Annotated in this window: 23 protein-coding genes and 2 pseudogenes; 14 read left to right on the forward strand and 11 right to left on the reverse strand. The window is 63.6% G+C overall.

Annotated elements, in window-relative coordinates; genetic code table 11:
* Nucleotides 1-33 precede the first annotated feature (33 nt).
* A complete protein-coding gene (locus EGJ22_RS06030; RefSeq protein WP_029886205.1) occupies nucleotides 34-1,035 on the reverse strand; it encodes a threonine/serine dehydratase in 1,002 nt (333 codons plus the stop codon).
* Between the two features lie 117 nt (nucleotides 1,036-1,152).
* A complete protein-coding gene (locus EGJ22_RS06035; protein WP_029886204.1) occupies nucleotides 1,153-1,761 on the reverse strand; it encodes a transcriptional regulator in 609 nt (202 codons plus the stop codon).
* A 251-nt stretch (nucleotides 1,762-2,012) separates the two neighbouring features.
* On the opposite strand from EGJ22_RS06035, the gene EGJ22_RS06040 reads away from it, so the two are divergent.
* Together EGJ22_RS06040 and EGJ22_RS26065 are read left to right on the forward strand one after the other, a co-directional pair.
* The gene (locus tag EGJ22_RS06040; protein WP_064314802.1) at nucleotides 2,013-2,999 is read left to right on the forward strand and encodes a DNA-binding protein; all 987 of its coding nucleotides are present in this window, start codon (nucleotides 2,013-2,015) and stop codon (nucleotides 2,997-2,999) included.
* A 55-nt stretch (nucleotides 3,000-3,054) separates the two neighbouring features.
* Nucleotides 3,055-3,216 (forward strand): DUF6021 family protein, encoded by a 162-nt coding sequence (locus EGJ22_RS26065; protein ID WP_167524213.1) that lies wholly within the window; start codon nucleotides 3,055-3,057, stop codon nucleotides 3,214-3,216.
* Between the two features lie 98 nt (nucleotides 3,217-3,314).
* Here the strand turns inward: EGJ22_RS26065 and EGJ22_RS06045 are convergent, their stop codons facing one another.
* From EGJ22_RS06045 to EGJ22_RS06055, 3 genes and pseudogenes are all read right to left on the reverse strand, one after another.
* Entirely contained in the window at nucleotides 3,315-3,566 is a 252-nt protein-coding gene (locus tag EGJ22_RS06045; protein WP_029886202.1) for a hypothetical protein, read from the reverse strand.
* Nucleotides 3,567-3,580: 14 nt separating this feature from the next.
* The gene (locus tag EGJ22_RS06050) at nucleotides 3,581-4,081 is read right to left on the reverse strand and encodes a DUF4142 domain-containing protein (protein ID WP_009686910.1); all 501 of its coding nucleotides are present in this window, start codon (nucleotides 4,079-4,081) and stop codon (nucleotides 3,581-3,583) included.
* 107 nt (nucleotides 4,082-4,188) lie between these two features.
* A pseudogene (locus EGJ22_RS06055) lies at nucleotides 4,189-4,902 on the reverse strand (MgtC/SapB family protein).
* A 396-nt stretch (nucleotides 4,903-5,298) separates the two neighbouring features.
* Between EGJ22_RS06055 and EGJ22_RS06060 the strand changes: the two are divergent.
* Nucleotides 5,299-5,766, forward strand: a complete 468-nt coding sequence (locus EGJ22_RS06060) for a sterol desaturase family protein (RefSeq protein ID WP_029886201.1) — start codon at nucleotides 5,299-5,301, stop codon at nucleotides 5,764-5,766.
* A gap of 11 nt (nucleotides 5,767-5,777) precedes the next feature.
* Here the strand turns inward: EGJ22_RS06060 and EGJ22_RS06065 are convergent, their stop codons facing one another.
* Complete coding sequence (locus EGJ22_RS06065; RefSeq protein ID WP_029886200.1) at nucleotides 5,778-6,671, reverse strand: bile acid:sodium symporter family protein; 894 nt, start codon at nucleotides 6,669-6,671, stop codon at nucleotides 5,778-5,780.
* Nucleotides 6,672-6,854: 183 nt separating this feature from the next.
* Here EGJ22_RS06065 and EGJ22_RS06070 point away from each other — a divergent pair, with 183 nt between their 5' ends.
* From EGJ22_RS06070 to EGJ22_RS06110, 9 genes and pseudogenes are all read left to right on the forward strand, one after another.
* Complete coding sequence (locus EGJ22_RS06070) at nucleotides 6,855-7,721, forward strand: Dyp-type peroxidase (protein ID WP_029886199.1); 867 nt, start codon at nucleotides 6,855-6,857, stop codon at nucleotides 7,719-7,721.
* Nucleotides 7,722-7,805: 84 nt separating this feature from the next.
* Complete coding sequence (locus EGJ22_RS06075; protein ID WP_029886198.1) at nucleotides 7,806-8,714, forward strand: aldo/keto reductase; 909 nt, start codon at nucleotides 7,806-7,808, stop codon at nucleotides 8,712-8,714.
* Between the two features lie 4 nt (nucleotides 8,715-8,718).
* Nucleotides 8,719-10,001: pseudogene (locus EGJ22_RS06080) on the forward strand (NTP/NDP exchange transporter).
* 147 nt (nucleotides 10,002-10,148) lie between these two features.
* Nucleotides 10,149-10,325 (forward strand): general stress protein, encoded by a 177-nt coding sequence (locus EGJ22_RS06085; RefSeq protein ID WP_009686902.1) that lies wholly within the window; start codon nucleotides 10,149-10,151, stop codon nucleotides 10,323-10,325.
* A 58-nt stretch (nucleotides 10,326-10,383) separates the two neighbouring features.
* Entirely contained in the window at nucleotides 10,384-10,584 is a 201-nt protein-coding gene (locus EGJ22_RS06090; RefSeq protein ID WP_029886196.1) for a hypothetical protein, read from the forward strand.
* Between the two features lie 20 nt (nucleotides 10,585-10,604).
* Complete coding sequence (locus EGJ22_RS06095; protein ID WP_029886195.1) at nucleotides 10,605-11,936, forward strand: iron-containing redox enzyme family protein; 1,332 nt, start codon at nucleotides 10,605-10,607, stop codon at nucleotides 11,934-11,936.
* Nucleotides 11,936-12,889: a class I SAM-dependent methyltransferase gene (locus tag EGJ22_RS06100; protein WP_029886194.1), complete on the forward strand. Its 954-nt coding sequence runs from the start codon at nucleotides 11,936-11,938 to the stop codon at nucleotides 12,887-12,889. Before EGJ22_RS06095 ends, EGJ22_RS06100 begins: the two co-directional genes overlap by 1 nt.
* Nucleotides 12,890-12,969: 80 nt before the next feature.
* On the forward strand, nucleotides 12,970-13,557 hold the full coding sequence (locus EGJ22_RS06105) for a nucleosidase (protein ID WP_029886193.1): 588 nt from the start codon (nucleotides 12,970-12,972) through the stop codon (nucleotides 13,555-13,557).
* A 95-nt stretch (nucleotides 13,558-13,652) separates the two neighbouring features.
* Nucleotides 13,653-14,474, forward strand: coding sequence for a Ku protein (locus tag EGJ22_RS06110; protein WP_009686897.1), 822 nt, complete (start codon nucleotides 13,653-13,655; stop codon nucleotides 14,472-14,474).
* A 23-nt stretch (nucleotides 14,475-14,497) separates the two neighbouring features.
* Here the strand turns inward: EGJ22_RS06110 and EGJ22_RS06115 are convergent, their stop codons facing one another.
* From EGJ22_RS06115 to ligD, 5 genes are read right to left on the reverse strand one after another with little or no spacing between them, the layout of a single operon-like run.
* Nucleotides 14,498-15,157: a glycosyltransferase family 2 protein gene (locus EGJ22_RS06115; protein WP_029886192.1), complete on the reverse strand. Its 660-nt coding sequence runs from the start codon at nucleotides 15,155-15,157 to the stop codon at nucleotides 14,498-14,500.
* Complete coding sequence (locus EGJ22_RS06120) at nucleotides 15,154-15,753, reverse strand: bifunctional 2-polyprenyl-6-hydroxyphenol methylase/3-demethylubiquinol 3-O-methyltransferase UbiG (RefSeq protein ID WP_029886191.1); 600 nt, start codon at nucleotides 15,751-15,753, stop codon at nucleotides 15,154-15,156. Before EGJ22_RS06120 ends, EGJ22_RS06115 begins: the two co-directional genes overlap by 4 nt.
* Before the next feature lie 11 nt (nucleotides 15,754-15,764).
* A complete protein-coding gene (locus tag EGJ22_RS06125; RefSeq protein ID WP_054881613.1) occupies nucleotides 15,765-16,520 on the reverse strand; it encodes a PIG-L deacetylase family protein in 756 nt (251 codons plus the stop codon).
* Complete coding sequence (locus EGJ22_RS06130; protein WP_029886824.1) at nucleotides 16,517-17,560, reverse strand: acyl-CoA dehydrogenase family protein; 1,044 nt, start codon at nucleotides 17,558-17,560, stop codon at nucleotides 16,517-16,519. The genes EGJ22_RS06125 and EGJ22_RS06130 overlap by 4 nt, the downstream gene beginning before the upstream one ends.
* A gap of 25 nt (nucleotides 17,561-17,585) precedes the next feature.
* Nucleotides 17,586-20,087 carry a DNA ligase D gene (gene ligD, locus EGJ22_RS06135; RefSeq protein WP_029886823.1) on the reverse strand — a complete coding sequence of 834 codons (2,502 nt, stop codon included), beginning with the start codon at nucleotides 20,085-20,087 and terminating at the stop codon, nucleotides 17,586-17,588.
* 128 nt (nucleotides 20,088-20,215) lie between these two features.
* Here ligD and EGJ22_RS06140 point away from each other — a divergent pair, with 128 nt between their 5' ends.
* Both EGJ22_RS06140 and EGJ22_RS06145 read left to right on the forward strand, forming a co-directional pair.
* A complete protein-coding gene (locus tag EGJ22_RS06140) occupies nucleotides 20,216-20,680 on the forward strand; it encodes a hypothetical protein (RefSeq protein ID WP_009686890.1) in 465 nt (154 codons plus the stop codon).
* Nucleotides 20,677-20,901, forward strand: a complete 225-nt coding sequence (locus EGJ22_RS06145; RefSeq protein ID WP_009686889.1) for a metallothionein — start codon at nucleotides 20,677-20,679, stop codon at nucleotides 20,899-20,901. Before EGJ22_RS06140 ends, EGJ22_RS06145 begins: the two co-directional genes overlap by 4 nt.
* Nucleotides 20,902-20,945: the final 44 nt, after the last annotated feature.

The following is a 20,945-nucleotide window of genomic DNA, read 5'->3' on the forward strand; positions in this document are numbered from 1 at the left end:
GCCCGGCGCTATGCCGGGCCCTGGCGTCAGCTGTCACCCGACCGCTTCGAGAAACTTGTCCAGGACAATGTTGCGGCCACACAGGACCACCGCAACCCGCTTGCCTTGGTACTGCCTGGCCAGTTTCTGCATGCCGGCGACGGCAACTGCCGCAGCGCCTTCGATGATCCAGCGCTCGTGGCGGGCGATGTCGCGCATCGCCGCACGGATTTCGTCCTCGCTGACCAGCACCGTCCCGGTGACCAGCGCCTGGCACAGCGGGAAGCTGACAGCACCTGGCTCGATGCCACCGGCGGTGCCGTCGGAAAGGGTTTCGCGCGCCTGCACTTCGATGATCTCACCCGCCTGTAGCGAGCGCGCCAGTGCGGGATCATTTTCGGGCCAGCAACCAATGATCTCGGTGCCTGGCTTGAGCACGCGCAGGGCGGCGCCGATACCGGCAATCAGCCCGCCGCCGCCCACCGCGACGAATACCGCGTCCAGGTCGGGTGCCTGCTCGAACAACTCCATTGCGAGGGTGCCTTGGCCTGCGATGACCTGCAGGTCGTTGTACGGCGACACGAACGGCACACCCTGCAGCCGCGCTTGCCTGGCGGCCTCCAGTTCTGCACCCAACGGGTCGGTGGGCAGGCAGATGACTTCGGCGCCCAAGGCACGCATCGCTGCCAGCTTGTAGGCCGACGCTGAAGCGGCGCTGTACACCGTCACCGGCACCCCAGCGGCGTTGCCGGCCATTGCCAAGGCCTGCCCGTGGTTGCCCGAAGACGCGGCGATCACCCCGGCAGCCCGCTGTTCGGTTGGCAGCAGGCGGATCTTGTTGCTGGCGCCGCGAAACTTGAACGAACCGGTGTGCTGCAGATGTTCGCATTTAAGCAGCACATCGCAACCGGTCTGCTCCGAGAGGCGGGCGCTGCGGGTCAGCGGCGTCACACTGACGGCAGGGCGCAGTGCCGTATGGGCATCCTTTATGGACCGAAAAAGCCCATCCAACTGAGTGGCATCGATAATGGGCGCAAGAGCGGGAGTGGCTGCCATGCTGTAAACCTGCATAGAGATGGAATATCCGTCTACCGTAGACGTTTATTCTATTCGGGACAAGCAGGCGTGCACATGCGTCGCCGTGCTCATCCCGGCAAGCCAGCGATAGTGGGTTTATAGGGCCTTGAGCTCTTTCAGGTACTTGTACACGGTCGCGCGCCCCATGCTCAGTACGTTGGCCACATAGTCCACGCCACTGCGGCCTTGGAACGCGCCCTCGGCATGCAGCGCCTGCACCAGGCTGCGCTTGTCCTTCATGCGCAACGTTTGCAGTGACAGGTTGCGCGCCTGCAGCCAGCCATGCAGGAAGGTGTTGATGCGCTCCTGCCAGTCATTGCGGAACAACGCGTCCGGTTGCGGCACCACACGGCTCATCTGGAAAAACGCATCCAGCGCAACACGGGCCTGCTCCAGTACCGACACGTTCAGGTTGATGCACATCAGGTGCTCGGCTTCGCCCTGGGCATTGCGCAGCACGGTGCTGATCGAACGGACCTTCTGGCCGTTCCAGTTGAGTTTCTCGTAAGGGCCAAGGTTCGTGCCCTGGAGCAAGTCGCCCAGTTCATGATCGATCGCCGAGTCGTCACCCAAAGTGCGTTGGGAAAAGTTGTTGGCGATGTGCACCACCGTCTGGCTGCGCAGGTCGTGGACGATGACTTCCGCGTGCGGGTACAGCAACAGAGCGATGCTGTCGGCAATTGCCTTGTAGTTATCCAGGGTCATTGGTATCGGGTGCTTTTCGCAGGGGCAGGAACCGGACGTTCATGGTGGCGGCAAAGCGCCTGGGACACAAGGCGGGTGGTTGCCGAGCCTCGTACCGCTGCCAGCACTACCAAACGCACAAATTCACCCCTCACATGCGATAAGCCGTGATTATTCCATGTGAGAAAATCTTTACTGACGAAGGCAATCATTGGCATAATCAGTACGTAATTACATGCTACATAACACAGTACGAAATCGTAGGAGCACTCATGGCCCGGGGCGGCATAAACAAGGTGGTGGTGCAGCAGGCACGCCAGGCGCTGATAGCCCGGGGCGAAAACCCCAGCATCGATGCCATTCGTATCGAACTGGGCAATACCGGCTCGAAGACCACCATTCACCGCTACCTCAAGGAGCTGAACGGCCAGCAGCCGGTTGCCGCGGAAGGTGGCGTTGCATTGAGTGAGGTGCTGGCCCGCATGGTCGGGCAATTGGCGACCCAGTTGCAGGACGAGGCCGATCTGACCATCGAGCAGGCCGAAAGCACGTTTACCCAGCAGCGTGAACAGCTGCAGGCGCAGCTCGAAAGCGCGCAGCAAGCCCTGGCCGCAGCGCATCAGCAGCACCAGATCGATGCCGCAGCACTGGCCGCCGAGTCCGAGCGGATGCTGTCCACGCAAAGCACGTTGCAGGCCGAACAGCTACGCAGTGCGAGCCTCAACCAGTCGCTGGGCGAACTGCAGCTGCGCCTGGCAGACAAGGACGAGCAGATCCAGTCACTGGAAGACAAGCACCGCCATGCCCGCGACGCCCTTGAGCATTACCGCAGCGCCAGCCGTGAGCAGCGCGAGCAGGAACAACGCCGGCACGAGGCGCAATTGCAGCAGTTGCAGGTGGAAGTGCGCCAATTGCAGCAGGGCATGATCGTCAAGCAGGACGAACTGACCCGCCTGCACCGCGATAACGAGCGCTTGCTCGGTGAGCACCGCCAAGTGGCCAGCGAATGCCGGGCGCAGGGGGAATTGCTGGAGCAACGTGATGCGCAGATCCAGGGTTTGCGCACGATCCTGGCGCAGGCGCAGGGCGCCAGTGAGGAAATGCGCCGGCAACTGGAGACCCAGGCACAGAGCCTGGAACAGCGGCGCGAGCTGTGTACCGAGCAAGCACGGCAGCTGAAACACTTCGAGGAACAACTGCGCGAGCGTGACGAGGCGTTGGCGCAGTGCCGGGCGCAGGTGGCCGAAGCAGCAGGTTAATCAAACTTTTTCGTGGCAGCGCTTTCTTCCCTAAACACCTCAAGGAGATAGCGCCATGCCTGATAAACAACCACCGCACAAACAGGGGCCGCACTCGTCGGAGCAGGCGGACAAGCAGAGTGACCTGGGTTTCGACCCGGATTCGCCGGACCTCGACGATCCGCAGGTTGACCCGCAGGGCCCCGCCAAACCACCCAGGGATGTGGAGAAGAAATAGGGAATGCCCGCCAGTTGAGCGAAATGGGCTGGCGGGTTTACCGAGGGATTTGCCCGGCCTGTGAGGCCAGGCGACGCAAATCCCCGGTTTGCCAGCGTTTAGCCCTCGGCCCGCCTGGCGGCGTCCACACCGGCCGCCGACAGCTTGATGGGGTACTGGACGCTGATTTGGTGGTCACTGCTGACCACCACGCTGCCATCATGAATCAGGCCGTCGTCCTGCAGGGTCTTGAGCATGCCTGCAACGGCCTTCTCGCCACGATAGTTGTCCAGCACTTCCTTGCCCAGCCCCTCTGGGTGAGCATGCAGCAGACGGGTGAGTACTTCGCTTTTCAGTGCATCGTTACTCATGTCGAACCTCACGTTCACTTAGCGTGTTTGGCCTGTAGTGCCTTGGCGTGCTCCAGGTGCTGTTCCAGCTTGGGCAGGGTTTCGCTGGCGAAGGCCTTCAGCTCAGCCTTGTCGGAGGACGCAGCTTCTTTCTTGAACAGCTCGACCGCTTTCTCGTGCGCATCGACCTGGTTGTTGAGGTAAGACTTGTCGAACGACTCGTCACGCCATTCCAGGATCATCTTCTTGACCTTGTCGGTCATCGCCGCGTCGTCGGGTACCGAAATATCCAGTTTACGGGCGATGTCGCCGAGCTTCTGATTGGCCTGGGTATGGTCGGTGACCATTTGCTGGGCGAAGGTCTTGATCTCTGCGTTCTGGCTTTTTTCCTGGGCCAGGTTGCCGGTAACCACTTCGGCGATGCCGGACTCGACCGCTGCATCGACGAAATCATTGGAGCTGGCTGCCAGCGTGTGGGCCGATACCAGACCCAGCACCATCGATAACCCGACACGCTTGATGAAAAGACTGCTCATGCTTCACTCCTTAAACCTTGGCGCGACCTCAGTGTCGCGTACGGTTGAGGGGCGGGGCAGGGCAAAGGTTTAATCTTTTTCACCACCGGCAGCGACCCCGGTGGCGCTCAATCCACGGCCAGCACCTGTTGCTGGAGTTGCCAACGCACCGAACTCACGCCCTTTTCCAGGCTGACCCGGCTGACCAGGCGCTCCAACTGCGCCGGTGCCTGGGCGGTGCCCAATAGCTCTGCACGCACCTCAAGCCTGGCCGGGTTGTCCAGGTCGGCACTTTGCAGCGACTGCAGGCGTAGCTGCGGCTCGGCCAGGCTGTGCAGCATCAGGCTGCGCACCTGGATCTCGTCCTCGGCGCGGCAGACGATGCGCACTTCGAAATGCTGTTCGTGCTCGCTGGCGGGCACCACGCCCTAGCGGTCAAGGCGTTGGGCGATGTCGCGCAGCAGGATATTCGCGCACAGCACCACCAGGCTACCCAGCGCGGCCTCCAGCAACAGCCCCAGGCTGCACAAGACACCGACCGCTGCCGTGCACCACAGGGTGGCGGCGGTATTCAGGCCGCGCACATTGAAGCCGTCGCGCATGATCACCCCGCCGCCCAGAAAACCAATGCCCGAGACCACATAAGCGGCAACGCGTGAGGCATCGGCAGCGGCCATGCCGGGTACTGCCTGGGTCATCAGCACGAACAGGCAGGCCCCGGTACTGACCAGTGCGTTGGTGCGCAGCCCGGTCAGGCGCTGGCGCAACTGGCGTTCGGCGCCGATCAGCGCCCCTAGCAGCAACGCGACACTGACGCGCAGCAGAAAAACGTTCCAATCCATAGCTCACCTCTTCCACGGGCACAGGCCCGCACGAGCGCCATCACTGGGCGCGGTTGAAAAACCAGAAAGATGCGCAGGACCACGGGGGGAGGGAGGTGAAGCGGGGGTTACAAGAAACCACCGTCTTGCCAGGCTGGCCAGACAGTGCAGGACACTGCCGGGCTAGCGCGCCACGTGGGCCTGTCGCAAGCGACTGGGGCTACTGTCCAAAGCGGGTCTCCTGTTGGGATGGCTAAATTGCGACGCGGACCATACGCCCCGCGGCAAAGCCGGTCAAGGGTGCAAAGATGACAATGGCTTAATCGGCACATGCCCTGCGGCAGCGCCTGCCACATGGAAAAAAAAACCATCAGCCGGTAACCTTGCGCCACCCTATGCGATCACCCGGACCGTTCCATGCTGCTCAATCTGACCGTGCTGTTCGGCACCCTGGTGGCCATGGAGGGCGTAGGCACGCTGGCCCACAAGTACATCATGCATGGCTGGGGCTGGTGCTTGCACCGCTCGCACCATGAGCCACAGCTAGGCATGCTCGAAACCAATGACCTCTACCTGCTGGCGTTGGCGCTGATAGCCGCCGCCCTGATCGCCCTGGGCAAGGGCGGCCATGCGCCGCTGCAGTGGGTGGGCGGTGGCGTGGCGGGCTATGGCGTACTGTATGTACTGGCCCATGATGGTTTCTTTCATCGGCACTGGCCGCGCCGGCCACGGCCGGTCAACCGCTACCTCAAACGCCTGTACCGGGCGCACCGGCTGCACCATGCAGTGAAGGGGCGCACCGGAGGGGTGTCGTTCGGTTTCTTCTACGCGCCGCCGTTGAAGGTGTTGAAACAGCAACTGCGGGGAAAGCGCTACCGGCGCTGACTGCCTGGCCGTTACCCGGCGGTGCCGCCTTCAGGCTGCGCCACGGCGTGCCCTCGGCTCACCCACCAGCCGAAACCGGCGGCGGTGAAGAACATGATCAGGCTGTACAGCGCTGCCGGCACTGCCATGGTCGGGTTGTTCAGCAGCGACGGGCTCAGGGCCAGGGCAATGGCCAACGTGCCGTTGTGTATGCCGATTTCCATGCCGATGGCGATGGCCTGGCGCTTGGGGATGTTGAGCAGGCGCGGTACCCAGTAGCCCACCGCCAGGCTCAAGATGTTGAACAGCAGCGCCGCCAGGCCCACGACCGGTGCGTACTCGACCACCGTCTGCCAGTCCTTGGCCAGCGCCAGAACAATGGTGAATGCCAAAAACAATGCCGCCACCAGCTTCATCGGCTTTTGCATGCGCGCGGCAAACCTTGGGGCAAAGCGGCGAATCAGCATACCCAGCGCCACCGGCAGCAGAACAATGGCGAACACCTGCATGACCTTGGCGAACTGCAGCGGTATGGCCTGGTCCGACGCCATGAACCAGCTCAACGACAGGTTGACCAGCAGCGGCATGGTGAGAATCGCGATCAATGAGTTGACCGCTGTGAGGGTGATATTCAACGCCACATCGCCATGTGCCAGGTGGCTGAACAGATTCGCCGTGGTGCCGCCCGGCGAAGCGGCCAGCAACATCAACCCCACCGCCAGCGCCGACTCCAGGCCAAAACCGTTGGCGATCAGGAAGCACACCAGCGGTAACAGCAGAATCTGGCAGGCCAGGCCCACCACCACGGGCTTGGGGTATTTCACTACCCGTGCGAAGTCGGCCAAGGTCAACGACAGGCCAAGGCCCAGCATGATGATGCCCAGGGCCAGGGGCAGAACGGCGGTGAGCAGGGGCGAGGCGGTCATCGGTAATCTCTCGGGCGAAGGATCCGAAGCAGTCTAGGTGGGCCGGGGTGGATAGGTAATTGCAAAGAGCCAGCTCTTGGTAACCATTTGTTACCAGGGACATCCCTCATCGGCGCTGTATGTCGCGTTGCAGCAAGCCCGCAGGCGCAGTAGCATGCCGCCTTTTTCGAGGATTAGCCTGTCATGCCGTTCCAGCAAGGTCTGCTTGCCACCCCGGTGCCGGCCCACGCCCGCCACCTGTTCTTCACCCTGCAATCGCCCGAGGCGTTGCCTGCCGCCCTCGATGCCTTGCTACCGCAGGTCGATGGCGTGCAGGTGATTCTGGGCGTAGGCGCGCCCATGGCCAAAGCCCTGGGGCGTGAAGTACCTGGCCTGCGTCCTTTCCCGCTGCTGGATGCGGCGGTAGAGAACCCCAGCACCCAGCATGCGTTGTGGCTGTGGCTGCGTGGCAATGAGCGGGGCGACCTGCTGCTGCGGGCCCAGGCACTGGAGCAGGCGTTGGCGCCGGCCCTGCGCCTGGCCGACAGCGTTGACGGTTTCCTGCACCGGGGTGGGCTGGACCTGACCGGCTACGAAGACGGCACTGAGAACCCGGTGGACGAGGATGCGGTGCAGGCAGCGATCGCTGCCGATGGTTCCAGCTTTGCTGCGTTTCAGCTGTGGAAGCACGACCTGGCGTACTTCAAGTCGCTGCCCCAGGCCGACCAGGACAACATCATGGGCCGCCGCCTCAGTGACAACGAAGAACTCGACGACGCGCCCGAGTCGGCACACGTCAAGCGTACTGCCCAGGAAAGCTTCGAGCCCGAGGCCTTCATGGTGCGCCGCTCGGTATCCTGGGCCGATCAGCGCGGCGCCGGCCTGGCCTTCGTTGCCCTGGGCCGCAGCTTCGATGCCTTCGAAGTGCAACTGCGGCGCATGAGTGGCCTGGAGGACGGCATCATCGACGGCCTGTACCGCTTCAGCCGGCCGCTGAGCGGCGGCTACTACTGGTGCCCGCCAATCAGCGCCACCGGTGTCGACCTGAGCCCGCTGCTGCAGGGCAGGTAAAAACATCCCGACACAGAAACGCCCACGCGCGCCGGGTAGAGCGACTAGCCTTGGAAGTTTCCCTGGCATGACGGGAGCTTTTCCATGTATGCACGTCGTGATGTCCTACGCGCGGGTGCTACGTTAGGCCTATTGGCCAGCGCCCCTTGGTTGCACGCGGCCACGCCGGCAGGCATGTTGACCCGCGCCGTACCGTCCAGCGGTGAAGCGCTGCCGGTCATTGGCGCCGGGACTTCCGGCAGTTTCGAGGTTGAAGCCGGTTCGGCTGCCTACCAGCAACTGCGGGCAGTGCTCAAGGCCTTTTTCGACGGTGGCGGGCGGGTGATCGACACCTCGCCCAATTACGGTGGCGCCGACAGCATTCTTGGCCAATTGCTGGAGGAGGGGGGTTGGCATTCACGCTGCTTCATTGCCACCAAGATTGCCGCCGACAGCCGCGCAGAAGCCCAAGCGCAATGGGCTGACAGCCTGAAGCGGCTGCGTACCGACAAGGTCGACCTGTTGCAGGTGCACAACCTGCGTGACTGGCGAACCCAACTGCCCTACGCGCGCGAACTCAAGCAGCAGGGCAAAACCCGCTATGTGGGGATCACCCATTACCTGAACAGTGGCCACGCCGAGGTCGCCGAGCTGGTGCGCAGCGAGGCGCTGGATTTCATCCAGATCAACTACTCGGTCAGTGCCCCCCAGGCGGCCCGTGAATTGCTGCCGTTGTGCCAGGAGCGGGGTGTGGCGGTGCTGATCAACCGCGCGTTCGACGATGGGCGCCTGTTCACCCGCGTCAAAGACCAGCCGTTGCCCGGCTGGGCCGCTGAAGCGGGCATCGGCAGCTGGGCGCAGCTGTTTCTCAAGTTCGCCATCAGCCACCCGGCGGTGACGACGGTAATTCCCGCCACCGGTCGGCCAGATCGCCAGCTCGACCAGCTCATGGCTGGCCAGGGCCCACTGCTTACCCAGGCGCAGCAACAGGCGCTGATCAGGCAATTCACCTGAGCGTATGACTGCCTGGCGGCGGCGCCTGGATCAAGGGCTGAACATAGAGCCCGGCGAAGGCCCGGCGGTTATCGCCGGCTTGCTGCTGTTCTATTGCCTGTTTACCGGTTACTTCATGCTGCGCCCTGTGCGCGAAACCATGGGCGTTGCCGGTGGCGTTGACAACCTGCAGTGGTTGTTCACCGGAACCTTCATCGCCAGCCTGGCATGCCTGCCGGTGTTCGGCTGGCTGGCCAGTGGCGTGCAACGGCGGTTCATCCTGCCTTGTACCTATGGTTTTTTTGTCAGCAACCTGCTGCTGTTCGCTGTGTTGTTTACCCGCACACCAGACAACCTGTCGGCGGCGAGGGCGTTCTACATCTGGCTTTCGGTGTTCAACCTGCTGACCATCTCGCTGGCCTGGAGCGTGCTCGCCGACCTGTTTTCTACGGCCCAAGGCAAGCGCCTGTTCGGCTGTTGGCCGCCGGGGCCAGCCTGGGTGGCCTCAGCGGGCCGATCCTGGGCACGCTACTGGTGGCGCCGCTGGGCCATGCCGGGTTGCTGCTGCTGGCGGCGGTATTCCTGCTCGGCAGCGTCGGGGCAAGCCTGTTTCTGCAGCGCTGGCGACAGCGGCATCCGTTGCCAGCGCATGCCGAGCGTGGTGCAGCAAGGCCGCTGGGCGGCAACCCACTGGCCGGTGCCACTGCGGTACTGCGCTCGCCTTATCTGTTGGGCATTGCGCTGTTCGTGGTGTTACTGGCAAGTGTCAGTACCTTCCTGTACTTCGAGCAGGCACGCATCGTCAGCCAGACTTTCACCGACCCTACCCGGCAAACCCAGGTGTTCGGCTTGATCGACAGCGTTGTGCAAGCCTTGGCCATCCTCACGCAAGTCTTCCTCACCGGGCGGCTGGCACGTCGCCTGGGGGTAGGCATATTGCTGATGGCCGTGCCGCTGGTGATGGCAGTGGGCTTCTTGTGGCTGGCGCTGGCACCGGTGTTCGCGGTGTTCGTAATGGTCATGGTGGTGCGCCGTGCAGGGGAGTATGCGCTGGTAAGACCGGGGCGCGAGATGCTGTTCACCGTGTTGCCGGCCGAGGACAAGTACAAGGCCAAGAACTTCATCGACACCGTGGTGTACCGGGGTGGCGACGCCCTCAGTGGCTGGCTCAAGCGTGCCCTGGACGTGATGGGCGAACACCCGCAACTGGCCATGCTGATTGGGGCAGTAATGGCCGTGGCCTGGGCGGCCACCGGCGGTTGGCTTGGCCGCCGTCAGGCCCATATGGATAACCCGCCGCGCGACTGAAAGGCGCGCCAAATAAGGACTGGCCGCTTATTTAATGCCACCGGTCCGAAGCCTGCCAATTGAAACGAATCCCGACCCGAGCCCGTACTCCGAATTCATGTACGGCGCTGAAGCCGTGCATCCCGAAATCATATGAGGTTTCAGACCATGGCCACTAAAGACAATAGCCGTACCGGCAACCAACAAGGCAGCCAGGGCGGTAACAAGAACTCGGGCAACTTCGCCAATGACCGCGAAAAAGCCTCCGAGGCAGGCCGCAAGGGTGGGCAGCATTCCAGCGGCGGCCAAACCAGTGAATCGGGCCGCAAAGGCGGCCGCTCGTAAACGAGGCCCTGCAGTGCCGGGGAACCGGCACTGCCATCGAGTAGCCCTGGAGGTCGTTATGCAATGGTTATCTGTGGTGGCCCTGTCGGGCGCCCTGTTGCTGGTTGGCGGCTGTTTCGACCGAGACAATGGCCACCCCGGCAAAGATGACGCCGACACCACCAAGCCGTCGCTGCAAATGCAGCAACCCAGTGACAAGCCCGCCCCCCAACCTGCGCCAGATCCTGAACCGATGCCAGGTCAGAAACCCAGCCAATAAACGCGCATGAGGAAAACGGCATGACGGTCATGACTCGCAAGACCGCCGCGACAGTTCCGGCCTCACTGGCCACAACCAGCCTGCAACAGCGTTACGAAGCCTTGCTGGCAGGCACTGATAACGCTGGCGCGCAATGGTTGAATGAGCAACTGGAGCGTGCCCGGCACTTGCCGGATGACCTGCCAGCCGACCCCGTGGAGCTTGAAGCCTGGGGCGCGCACCACGCCGGGCAAGTAGCTCAAGGTTTTGCCGCCTACTTGTCACAACGCCAGCAAGGTAGGCCACGCCGCTATTTTGCCACGCGCGCGCAAGCGCTATGGTTCCTGCAACAGGTGGCACCGACCAAGGCGGTGGATGGTGCGTGGTTGCACAGTACCTTGCGGCATTGGGCAGACCCGCGCTACCACGGGTTGATCCGGACCTACCTGGAAGAATTGGGCAGCGGTGATGTGCGCTGCAACCATGTGGCGATCTATCAGCGGCTGATGAGCCGCCTGGGTTGCCTGGAACCGTTGCACCTTGAAGACGAGCGCTATTTGCAGGGGGCACTGCAGCTGGCACTGGGTCGCTACGGTGAGGACTTCCTCCCTGAGCTGATCGGTTACAACCTCGGCTACGAACAACCACCGCTGCATTTGCTCATTACCACCTATGAACTCGCCGAATTGGGCATCGACGGCCAGTATTTCCAATTGCATGTCACGATCGACAACGCCGCCAGCGGTCACGCCCACCTGTCAATCCAGGCCTCGCGCCAACTCAGCCCGCGCAGTGACCCCTCCGGGTTCTACCAGCGAGTACGGCACGGCTACCGTCTGAATGACCTTGGCGTGGATACACCCACCCTGGTCAGCCTTTTCGACCTTGAAGCGGAATTGGTGCAGGCCTTGGAACAGAAGCGCCAGTTTGGCCAGTTCATGCATTCAGACCGGTGCCGGCTGCAGGGGCGCACCATCAACCAATGGCTGGCGGAACCTGGCGCAATGCCGCACTTTCTGCAGGCGCTGCAGGCGCAGGGCTGGATTCGCCGCGGTGAAGAACCCGCGCAAAGCCGCTGGTGGGCACTCATGGATGGGCCATCAGCACCGATGTACGGTGTGTTCACCGCCTATGAAAAGCAGTTGTGGCACGACTGGATCGCAGCAGGTTGGCAGTCGCGCGTTCGTCGCCTGCTCCCCGGAAGCTGGCAGTTGCCGGCATCCCCGGAAGGTGACGCTGTGAATGTCGACGCGCACGATATTGAAGCGCTCATCGAACGCATGGCTGGTAATCGTCACGCGACGCCTGACGGGCTGCAGGCGACCCGCGCCTATCTGCAGGCCACGGGGATGATCCAGGAGCAAGCGCGCTGATGGTGCCGGACCCGCAAGTACTTGCCAGTGACGATGCGCTGGTGGAATTGGGCCAGCGCCTGCGTGCCGCTGGTTACCGTTTCACCTGCGTGACACCGGCCACACACGCTCGCGTCATGGCCCGCTGCGCCGGCGAGCAGGCACGCACCCTGCGCGATGTGTTCGGCTGGAGTCAGGCGTTCAGCCCCGGGCTGGTAACTGCGGATCTAATGGCCCTGCTGCAGCGCGCGGAGGGCTTGACTGCGACACCTCAACAGTCGTTTCGCAGCGCGGTGCGCTGGTCCACCCTGGATGACCTGTTACTGGTGCATTCTGCCTACCCCACCGAGGCCGCGGACGCGGTGTTCTTCGGCCCAGACAGCTACCGCTTCGCCCAGGTCATCCATAACCACCTGCGACACACCCCCAACCGGGTTGAGCATGCCGTAGACATTGGCTGTGGAACCGGCATTGGCGCCTTGCTGATCGCGCGGGCGGCGCACCATGCGCGGGTTTCTGCGGTGGATATCAACCCGCTTGCCCTGCGCTACACCGCCGTGAATGCAGCGTTGGCTGACGTCAGCAATATTTCGGTGAAGCACAGTGACCTGCTGGACGATGTGCCCGGCAACTTCGACCTGATCGTTGCCAACCCGCCCTACATGCTCGATGTGGGCGAGCGGACCTACCGGCATGGCGGTGGCGCCCTGGGGGCCGCGTTGTCATTGCGGATTGTCGAGCAGGCTCGTGAGCGGCTGACCCCGGGCGGCTCGTTGCTGTTGTATACCGGTGTGGCGATGGTGGACGGCCATGATCCCTTGCTCGAGGCTGTTCGCCTGCGTCTGGCCGGCCCCACGTGCTCTTGGGTATATCGTGAAATCGACCCTGATGTGTTCGGAGAACAGCTGGCTGAGCCGGGTTATGAAGCCGTGGAGCGGATAGCCGCCGTAGCCCTGACGGTTACCCGCCTGTAGAAGTGGTACGGCGCACTTGCAATTGGCCGGCGTTTCCCGACAATGGCGCGCCCCTTGCCGCCACTCGGACAACCCGCGCCATGATGCTGACCACGCAATTCCCCGATATCTCCCTGGAAGACACCTTGTTCGTCTTCGCCCTCGAAGCCGAAGCGGGCGAGGTGTTCCGCGAAATGAACACCGTGTTCACCGGTATCGGCAAGGTCAATGCCGCTATCGCCCTGACCAAGGCTATCGCTGTGCGCCGCCCCAGGCTGATCGTCAACCTGGGTTCTGCTGGCAGCCAGCGCCACGGCAAAGGCGCTGTCGTGTGCTGCAACCGTTTCGTGCAGCGCGACATGGACGTGACGCCGTTGGGTTTCGCCCGTTACGAGACGCCACTGGCGAATACCCCGGTGCTACTCGAACACGGTGCGGCCATACCCGGCCTGGCGCTGGAAACCTGCGGCAGTGGCGACAGCTTTGAAACCAACCACGGCGATGCGCCTTACGATGTGGTCGACATGGAAGCCTACGTACTGGCCTTGATCGCGCGCAGCGAAGGTATTCCGTTCGTGTGCCTGAAGTACATCTCCGATGACGCGGGCAGCGAGGCTGCCGGTGATTGGGCCGTACAGGTTCACCTGGCGGCCGAAGCGTTCAAGCGTGTGCTGTTCAGCGCGCTCTGATTGCCGGCCATTGGTGGCCGTGGGGCAGTGCCATTAAACCTTCGCCACCCGGTGCAGTCACTGTTGGTATCGGCAGCCAACTTTGGAGCAGTGTCATGGCTCGGGCAATCTGGAAAGGCGCTATCAGCTTCGGGCTCGTGCATATCCCCGTGGCCCTCAACACCGCGGTGCGCACCGAACGGGTGGACTTCGACTGGTTGGACAAGCGCAGCATGGAGCCTGTGGGCTACAAGCGGGTGAACAAGGTCACCGGCAAGGAAATCGACAAGGACAACATCGTCAAAGGCGTGGAGTATGAAAAGGGCCGCTATGTGGTGATCAGCGAGGAGGAAATCCGCAAGGCTCGCCCTGAAGCCACCCAGACGATCGATATCTTCTCCTTTGTCGAGGCTGGCGAAATACCCCTGCAGCACTTCGATACCCCGTATTACCTCACCCCCGACCGGCGCGGCGGCAAAGTCTATGCATTGCTGCGCGAGACGCTGGAAAAAACCGGCAAGGTGGCGCTGGCCACGGTGGTGCTGCACACCCGCCAGCACCTGGCGCTGCTGCGCCCTCTGGATGACGCGCTGGTGATGATCACTTTGCGCTGGCCCGAGGAGGTGCGCGGGCTGGAGACCCTGGAGCTGGACAGCAGTGTGACCGATACCAAGGTCGACAAGCGCGAACTGGACATGGCCAAGCGCCTGGTCGAAGACATGAGCGGGCCGTGGAAACCCGAGGATTACCATGACGCCTTCCGCCAGACCATTCTGGACCTGGTGGAAGAAAAGGCCAGCAAAGGCAAGATCGCTACAGTCGAGAAAGGCAAGGCCGCCAGCGCCGAGAAAGGTGCTGATATCCTCGACCTTACCGAGCTGCTGAAACGCAGCCTCGGCGGCAAGAAGCCGGCGAAGAAGCCGCGCAAGGCCTCCTGAGCGAAGCCCCGCAAGCGCTCCGGTCAAACCAGAGCCTGTAGCCCCGCCAGGTAATCGCCAAAGCCTTCCCGGGCGCGGCTGTCGCGGCGGCTGCTGGTGGCCACGCTGTGCCGGGCCGTCCAGACGATCTGCGCGCCACTGGCTTGCAGATCGTTGACCAGTTGCACGTCTTCATGGGCGGACAAGGGTTGGAAGCCGCCGACCCGCGCATAGGCGTCGGCGCACACGCCCAGGTTGGCGCCATGAATGTGCCGGTGGCCCTCGCGCTGTTCGTAGCGGCTTTGATAGAGCTGGCGCAGGGCGGCCGTCTGCCACGGCTGCCAGTATTCGACGTGTACCGTGCCACAGACAACCTCGGCACTGCAGGCCAGCTGCGACAACAACCAGTGCCCCGGCACCCGGCTATCGGCATCGGTACAGGCCAGCCACCGCGCACCACGGTCGACCATGTGCGCCGCGCCCACCCGCCGGGCCATGCCAACACTGCCAGCCTCCACCTCCAGCACCTGCACACCAAACCGCCGCGCCACCGCGGCGCTGCCATCGCTGCAGCGGTCGAGCACGACCAGCACCTCGACCCGATGGCCAGCCTGCTGTGCCTGCACGGCGGCGATCAGCACTGCACGCAGGCAACGGCCGAGGCGGCGGGCCTCGTTATGGGCCGGAATCACGACGGCGATCATGGGCAAGTCTCGTCTAGGTCTACCACACTGGGCTGGGCTGACCAGTACTCGAGCACGAAGTCCGCTTCATCATGCTGGAACTGCTTGTAGAGGGGCAGGTGGCGGGCCAGCATGCGATGCACTTCACGCCCATCCTGCGGGCAACCGACAATGGGGTGCTTCCAGTGGCATGCCAGCAGGCCGCCGTCGTAAGACAGGCTGGCGACTGCTTGTTCGATGACTTGCAGCCAGTCGGTGGGGTCCAGGTAGTAGCCCACCTCGCTCAGCACGATCAGGTCGAAGCGCCCACCAGGCCAGTCTGCCGGGAGCCGCGCCAGTTCCACAGACGCATTGTGCACCTGAGCCAAGCGTTCGCGGGCCAGCCCCACGGCGGTGGGATCGAGGTCCTGGCATAGCAGTTCCCCGCTGCGTTCGGCCAGCAGTGCACTTAACTCGCCGTTGGCGCAGGCTGGCTCGAATACCCGCTGGTAGCATTGACGGGGCAGGCTGGCCATGACCAGCTCGCGCTTGCGCTTCTCGTACCAACGAGTGCGAAAAGCCCACGGGTCTTCATTGGTCGCATACAAGTCGGCGAAATACTGTGGATCGAGGCTCATGACAACTCCAGTCAAAGGAACACCAGTTCGAAAGGTTGCAGCAGGCAATCCAGCAGGTTTGCCGGTAGCACCGGCGGCCGCTCACCGTCTGCCTGCAACTGGCTGGCATGGGCGGCCAGGGCCTTGCGCTTGCGCGCCAACCGGGCCTCATCCAGCTGGAGGCGGTGGGCACGGGGCCAGGGCAGGCGAGGGTCGTCGGGTTGCGCCCAGTGCCAGGCCCAGACCGGGACCTCGGCCAGTTGCACTTGCCGCGCCAATGCCGCGTGGGCGGCGGCGCGCCCGACGGCCTCGTGGTCGCAATGACCGTCATTGCGCCAGGTAGCCATCAACAGGTCGTCCGGGCGCAACAATTGAGTCAGATGGCTGACGAGGAACGCTTCCTCTCGCGGCAATTGGCCGTCCTTGAGGTTGAGCCGGCGCCAGTCCACGCGGTTCGGGTCCAGGTCAAGCTGCTGCAATGCCAGGCGACTTTCCTGGGGGCGTTGGCGACGCAGGCGATGCTCGCTCCACTGGGTTGAGCCAGGGTGGCTGCCTTCACCATCGGTTGCGGAAATCAGCACCAGGTCGGCTTCACGGCCTTTGAAGCTGCTCAGCAGGCCGCCTGCCATGAGGATTTCATCATCCGGGTGGGGCGCAATCATCACCAGGCGGCGCCCAGGCGGGCAGAGCCGGGCGGGGTCGAGCCAAGTGGCCCGGGCGAGGTGGGCGGCCTGCTGCCAGTCGGCCCAAGGGGTGCCGCTGCTGGCCTGGATCAAGTTCTCACTCATAGCTGCCACGCTCCTGCCGGCACCTGCGCCAGCTGTTGGCCCAGCGCTGCCAGGTCACGCTCCGCGTGGCTCTGGCGCAGATACACCGGCAAATCGGCGCTCAAACGGGCGAAGTGGCTGTTGCGGCAGAACGGTGTGGCACCCAAGGCCCGCCCGACATGGCTGATGACCTGGTCCACGGCCTGCTCGACCTGGGCGCGGGTGCGCCGCACTTCAAAACTGGCATCTGCACCCGGCTGCCGGTCGATCCAGGCGGCGCATTCACGCAGCGCCGCACGCGCACCATACAAAGCGGCGTCCACCGCCCCGAGGTGGGCATCGGCATGCGGGTCGGGCCGCGGCTTGCGGCAATACTCCCGCAGGTAGTCGGCCAGGGCCTCGGCCGCACCATACCAGCACGCGGCGATACCGCCGCCGCCGTGCCAGAAACCAGGGCGCGCCAGGTACTGGCCAGGTTTGCCGATCAGCGTTGCCGGGGTGTTGTCGAAGGTAACCTCGACGCTGGCCGTGGTAGCCATGCCCACGGCTTGCCAATGCTCGATGTTCAGCCCCTGGTCAGGCTGCGACAGTTCGATGGCGACCAACTGCTGCTGACCCTGCTCATCCCAGGCCGTGAGCAATGCCCGGTCGATCTGCAACGCCCCGGAACACCAGGCTTTGGTGCCTTGCAAACGTACCCTGTCGCCGCCGCGGGAGGTTATGACCGCGCGGGCATCAGGTGGCTCGGCGGCCCACACCCCCCAAATGCCTTCTGCCACGTAATGTGCAGCTGCGCACTCCGCCAGAATCGCCAAAGCATCGGTGTGCCCTTCATACAGCTTGGCCAGGGCCAGGTCGCAACCCGCCACGCGGGCCAACGTCTGCCAACGGCGCAAGGTATTGCCCTGGCCTGGCAACGGCAGCAGGTCCAGGTGGTCGGCCTGCAGCGCCTGCATCAGCTGAGGCAACTGAGTGTCGAGGTTGAGGGGCTGCTGACGATCACCAAATGTACGCAGTAGGCGGTCGAAATGGGTCAGATTGAAGTCCTGGACGATGCTCATGGGCGGGTCTCCTGATGCGTGGCCACTAGGCAAGCCCCAGCTGTTTGCGCATGCGCGCCGTAATAGACTGGCGGACCTTGCCCAGGTCCGCCCACGGGTCGTCGACCTCAGCCAGGCGCGCGGGCAGGTTGGCGATGTTCCATTGGTTGGCGGCCTTGAGCGTGGCCAGTTCCTCACGCCAGATGGGTACCGACACCGGCAGGCCTTCCCGTGCACGCAGGGAATAGGCACACGCGGTTGTTGCCCCCCTGGCGTTGCGCAGATAGTCGATGAAGATGCGCCCGATGCGGTTCTTGGGCCCTGAAACAGCGCTGAGGCGGTCCGGAAACAGCTTGGCCAGGTACTCGACGATGGCATGGCTGAAAGCTTTGACCTCGTCCCAACCCGCGCGGCGGGTCAGCGGCACCACCAGGTGTATGCCCTTGCCGCCGCTGGTCTTGAGGAACACTTTCAGGCCAAGCTCGTCGAGCAGGGTGAGGGTGAGTTGAGTGGCTTCCAGCATGGCCTTCCAGGGCAGCGCGGGGTCAGGGTCGAGGTCGAGCACGAAGCGGTCGGGCCTGTCGAAGTCCTTGTCAGTGGCATTCCAGCTGTGCAGCTCGAGCATGTTCATCTGCACCGCGCCCAGCAGGGTATCGGCGCGGTTGATGACCATGGCCGCCTGGCCGGCCTGGGCCTTGTCGTATTCGAGCACATTGGGCAGGTGCAGCTGGCTGGCGTTCTTCTGGAAGAAAAGCTCACCGGCCAGGCCATCGGGTGCGCGCACCAATGCCACCGGGCGGTGCTGGATCTGGGGTAGCAACCACTGGCTGACGGCGGCGTAATACTCGGCCACATCGCGCTTGGTCACGCCCGTGGTAGCGTCGATCACCCGGTCAGGGTGGGTAAGGTGCAGGTCCTCCGAGAGCGGCGCTGCTTTGCCGCGTTTGCGGCGGGGCGTGGTGTTGGTGGGCATGGGGCGTTCCAGGTCGATGGCGGTGGCGGGCTTGTCATCGCGCAGGCCATGGAAGACCGAATGGCGCACAATGCCGTCCCGGGTCATCTGGGCATACGCCACTTCGGCCAGCAGCTGCGGCTTCAGCCAGTGCACACCTCGGGCTTCTGCGCCGCTGGGCGGGCGGGCCACGGCGGGCCTGGCAATTTCCAGTGGCTGCAGGCGCGCATGGATGCTGGCCAGGGTGGCAGCCGTGAAGCCGGTACCGACCTTGCCGGCATAGCGCAGCTCGCCATTGTCCGGGTCGTGCAACGCCAGTAGCAGGGCCCCGAAGCCGCTGCGGCTGCCTTTGGGGTCGGTGTAGCCAACCAGCACGAACTCCTGGCGGCGCTTGCATTTGAGCTTGATCCAGTCCGCGCTGCGGCGGCCGCTGTAGGGGCTGCCCGCACGTTTACCGATCAGCCCTTCGAGTTCCAGGCGGCAGGCGCTGGCCAGCAAGGCGTCGACCGGTTCGTCGAAGTCGGCGGAATACTTGAGTACGTCTGACGGGGCGTGATCGAGGAGGTTTTTCAGCGTTTCGCGGCGGTCCTGTAGCGGTGCCTGCCGCAGGTCCTGACCACCCAGAAAGGGCAGGTCGAACACGTAGTAAGTGATGTGCTCGTCCTGCTCGGCGTCGAAGGCGTTCTGTAACGCCTGGAAGTCCGCTGCGCCATTTTCGTCAGCCACTACCATTTCGCCATCCAGCCAGGCCGAATCGATGCCCAGGGCGCGCAATGCTGCGACCTGGCGGGGCATCTTGCTGCTCCAGTCATGGCCGTTGCGGGTGAATAGCCGCACTTCGTCGCCGTCGATACGAGCCAGGATGCGATAGCCATCGAACTTGACCTCATAGCGCCAGTCGCCCTGGGGCGGCGTGTCCACCAAGGTGGCCAGCTGTGGCTGCAACTGATTCGGCAATGCGGCTTGGCGAACCTTGCCGGGGCGCTTGCGGGTAGCCCGCGGCTTGGCGGCGGCTTGCTTGGCTGCCGGCTTGCGGGGGATCAGGGTGCGGTCACTGAGCACACTGTCGGGCTGCGCGTCGACGATGCTGTACTCGGCTTCGCTACGGGCCTGGGCATCGTGGGATTTGACCAGCATCCATTGTTCTTTCTTGCCCGCCAGGTGGGTGCGGAACAGGTGCCACACCCCCGACAGTTTTTCGCCTTGCAAACGAAACTTGAGCTTGCCCTTGGCATAGCCCTCATGGGCGTCGCCCTCCGGCTCCCAGATGCCGCGATCCCAGACGATGACATCGCCAGCCCCGTAGTGGCCTTCAGGGATATGGCCCTCGAAATCGGCATAGTCCAGCGGGTGGTCCTCGACGTGCACGGCCAGGCGGCGCACGTTCGGGTCCAGCGACGGGCCTTTGGGGATCGCCCAGCTCTTCAACGTACCGCCCAACTCCAGGCGGAAATCGTAATGCAGGTGGCTGGCGTCGTGTTTCTGAATGCAGAACTGCAGCGCATGGGCTTTTTTGCCACGGCTGCGTTTGCCACTGGGCTCGGGCGTTGCGTTGAAGTCGCGCTTGCGCGCGTATTCCTGCAGGGGCTTGGCCATGTCCGGCTCCGGGCAAATCGCACTCTGTAGAGGTGGGAGGCGCCGGGCAGGCAGGGAGTTCAAAAAACTCTGAATCTTCGGCCACCGGATGCAGTCGACCGAATGCAGCCAACTGACGGAGAACGTACATGGCCCGAACAGAAGATCCTAAGCCCTACACCCCAACCGAGATCGACGACACCGAGGACCGCATGGGCAGCGTGCACGAACTGGACTTCGATGAGCGCCTGGACGAACGCCAGGGGCGGGTAGGGGACGAGCGCCCGGCGAGCGAGATCGAGCGCGAATTCCCACCAGAGCGTGTTGCCGAAAGCGGCATGACGGGTGGCGAAGCGCTGAGCGACAGCCTGCATGAAGACAACGTCACCTACGACGACCTGAGCCCGGATACGCTGCTGGATGAAACCGGCGCCCGTGACCCGCACGAGCCCGGCGGCGGCGACGGCCCGGCTGATATGGACCTGCGCGAAGTGGATGCCGACGAAATCGGTGGCGGCTTTGGGCTGGATGAAGCCGAACTGGCACGTTCCGCGCCGCTTGACGGCGAACCCTGGACCGATGATGTGATCGATGACGAGGAGAGCAGATCATGAACCAGCAACGTTGTGCCTGTACCGACTGTTCCTGCACCGTGGATGCCAATGCCTTGCAGCGTGACGGCAAGGCCTATTGCTGTGAGGCCTGTGCCAACGGCCATAGCCATGGCGAGGGCTGCAGGATGCAAGCCTGCCATTGCAGCGAAAAACCGGATGAAAATGCCGTAGACAATGCGCTGGATGAGACCTTCCCGGCGAGCGACCCGATTTCCCCTTGAAGTCGCCTTGTTGGCGCGGCACCAGGCCGCGCCGACGTTAAGCG

The sequence above is a fragment of the Pseudomonas sp. p99-361 genome, assembly GCF_003935475.1.
GTDB lineage: Bacteria > Pseudomonadota > Gammaproteobacteria > Pseudomonadales > Pseudomonadaceae > Aquipseudomonas > Aquipseudomonas juntendi.

Excerpts from the sequence above, each read along its gene's own strand:
- EGJ22_RS06030 (WP_029886205.1), bottom strand. The coding sequence starts at position 1,035 with ATGGCAGCCACTCCCGCTCTTGCGCCCATTATCGATGCCACTCAGTTG.
- EGJ22_RS06130 (WP_029886824.1), bottom strand. The coding sequence starts at position 17,560 with ATGAGCATCGTCCAGGACTTCAATCTGACCCATTTCGACCGCCTACTG.
- EGJ22_RS06140 (WP_009686890.1), top strand. The coding sequence starts at position 20,216 with ATGGCCCGAACAGAAGATCCTAAGCCCTACACCCCAACCGAGATCGAC.
- EGJ22_RS06075 (WP_029886198.1), top strand. The coding sequence starts at position 7,806 with ATGTATGCACGTCGTGATGTCCTACGCGCGGGTGCTACGTTAGGCCTA.
- EGJ22_RS06035 (WP_029886204.1), bottom strand. The coding sequence starts at position 1,761 with ATGACCCTGGATAACTACAAGGCAATTGCCGACAGCATCGCTCTGTTG.
- EGJ22_RS06045 (WP_029886202.1), bottom strand. The coding sequence starts at position 3,566 with ATGAGTAACGATGCACTGAAAAGCGAAGTACTCACCCGTCTGCTGCAT.
- ligD (WP_029886823.1), bottom strand. The coding sequence starts at position 20,087 with ATGGCCAAGCCCCTGCAGGAATACGCGCGCAAGCGCGACTTCAACGCA.
- EGJ22_RS06040 (WP_064314802.1), top strand. The coding sequence starts at position 2,013 with ATGGCCCGGGGCGGCATAAACAAGGTGGTGGTGCAGCAGGCACGCCAG.
- EGJ22_RS06085 (WP_009686902.1), top strand. The coding sequence starts at position 10,149 with ATGGCCACTAAAGACAATAGCCGTACCGGCAACCAACAAGGCAGCCAG.
- EGJ22_RS06095 (WP_029886195.1), top strand. The coding sequence starts at position 10,605 with ATGACGGTCATGACTCGCAAGACCGCCGCGACAGTTCCGGCCTCACTG.
- EGJ22_RS26065 (WP_167524213.1), top strand. The coding sequence starts at position 3,055 with ATGCCTGATAAACAACCACCGCACAAACAGGGGCCGCACTCGTCGGAG.
- EGJ22_RS06125 (WP_054881613.1), bottom strand. The coding sequence starts at position 16,520 with ATGAGTGAGAACTTGATCCAGGCCAGCAGCGGCACCCCTTGGGCCGAC.
- EGJ22_RS06060 (WP_029886201.1), top strand. The coding sequence starts at position 5,299 with ATGCTGCTCAATCTGACCGTGCTGTTCGGCACCCTGGTGGCCATGGAG.
- EGJ22_RS06145 (WP_009686889.1), top strand. The coding sequence starts at position 20,677 with ATGAACCAGCAACGTTGTGCCTGTACCGACTGTTCCTGCACCGTGGAT.
- EGJ22_RS06110 (WP_009686897.1), top strand. The coding sequence starts at position 13,653 with ATGGCTCGGGCAATCTGGAAAGGCGCTATCAGCTTCGGGCTCGTGCAT.
- EGJ22_RS06065 (WP_029886200.1), bottom strand. The coding sequence starts at position 6,671 with ATGACCGCCTCGCCCCTGCTCACCGCCGTTCTGCCCCTGGCCCTGGGC.
- EGJ22_RS06070 (WP_029886199.1), top strand. The coding sequence starts at position 6,855 with ATGCCGTTCCAGCAAGGTCTGCTTGCCACCCCGGTGCCGGCCCACGCC.
- EGJ22_RS06115 (WP_029886192.1), bottom strand. The coding sequence starts at position 15,157 with ATGATCGCCGTCGTGATTCCGGCCCATAACGAGGCCCGCCGCCTCGGC.
- EGJ22_RS06105 (WP_029886193.1), top strand. The coding sequence starts at position 12,970 with ATGATGCTGACCACGCAATTCCCCGATATCTCCCTGGAAGACACCTTG.
- EGJ22_RS06050 (WP_009686910.1), bottom strand. The coding sequence starts at position 4,081 with ATGAGCAGTCTTTTCATCAAGCGTGTCGGGTTATCGATGGTGCTGGGT.
- EGJ22_RS06120 (WP_029886191.1), bottom strand. The coding sequence starts at position 15,753 with ATGAGCCTCGATCCACAGTATTTCGCCGACTTGTATGCGACCAATGAA.
- EGJ22_RS06090 (WP_029886196.1), top strand. The coding sequence starts at position 10,384 with ATGCAATGGTTATCTGTGGTGGCCCTGTCGGGCGCCCTGTTGCTGGTT.
- EGJ22_RS06100 (WP_029886194.1), top strand. The coding sequence starts at position 11,936 with ATGGTGCCGGACCCGCAAGTACTTGCCAGTGACGATGCGCTGGTGGAA.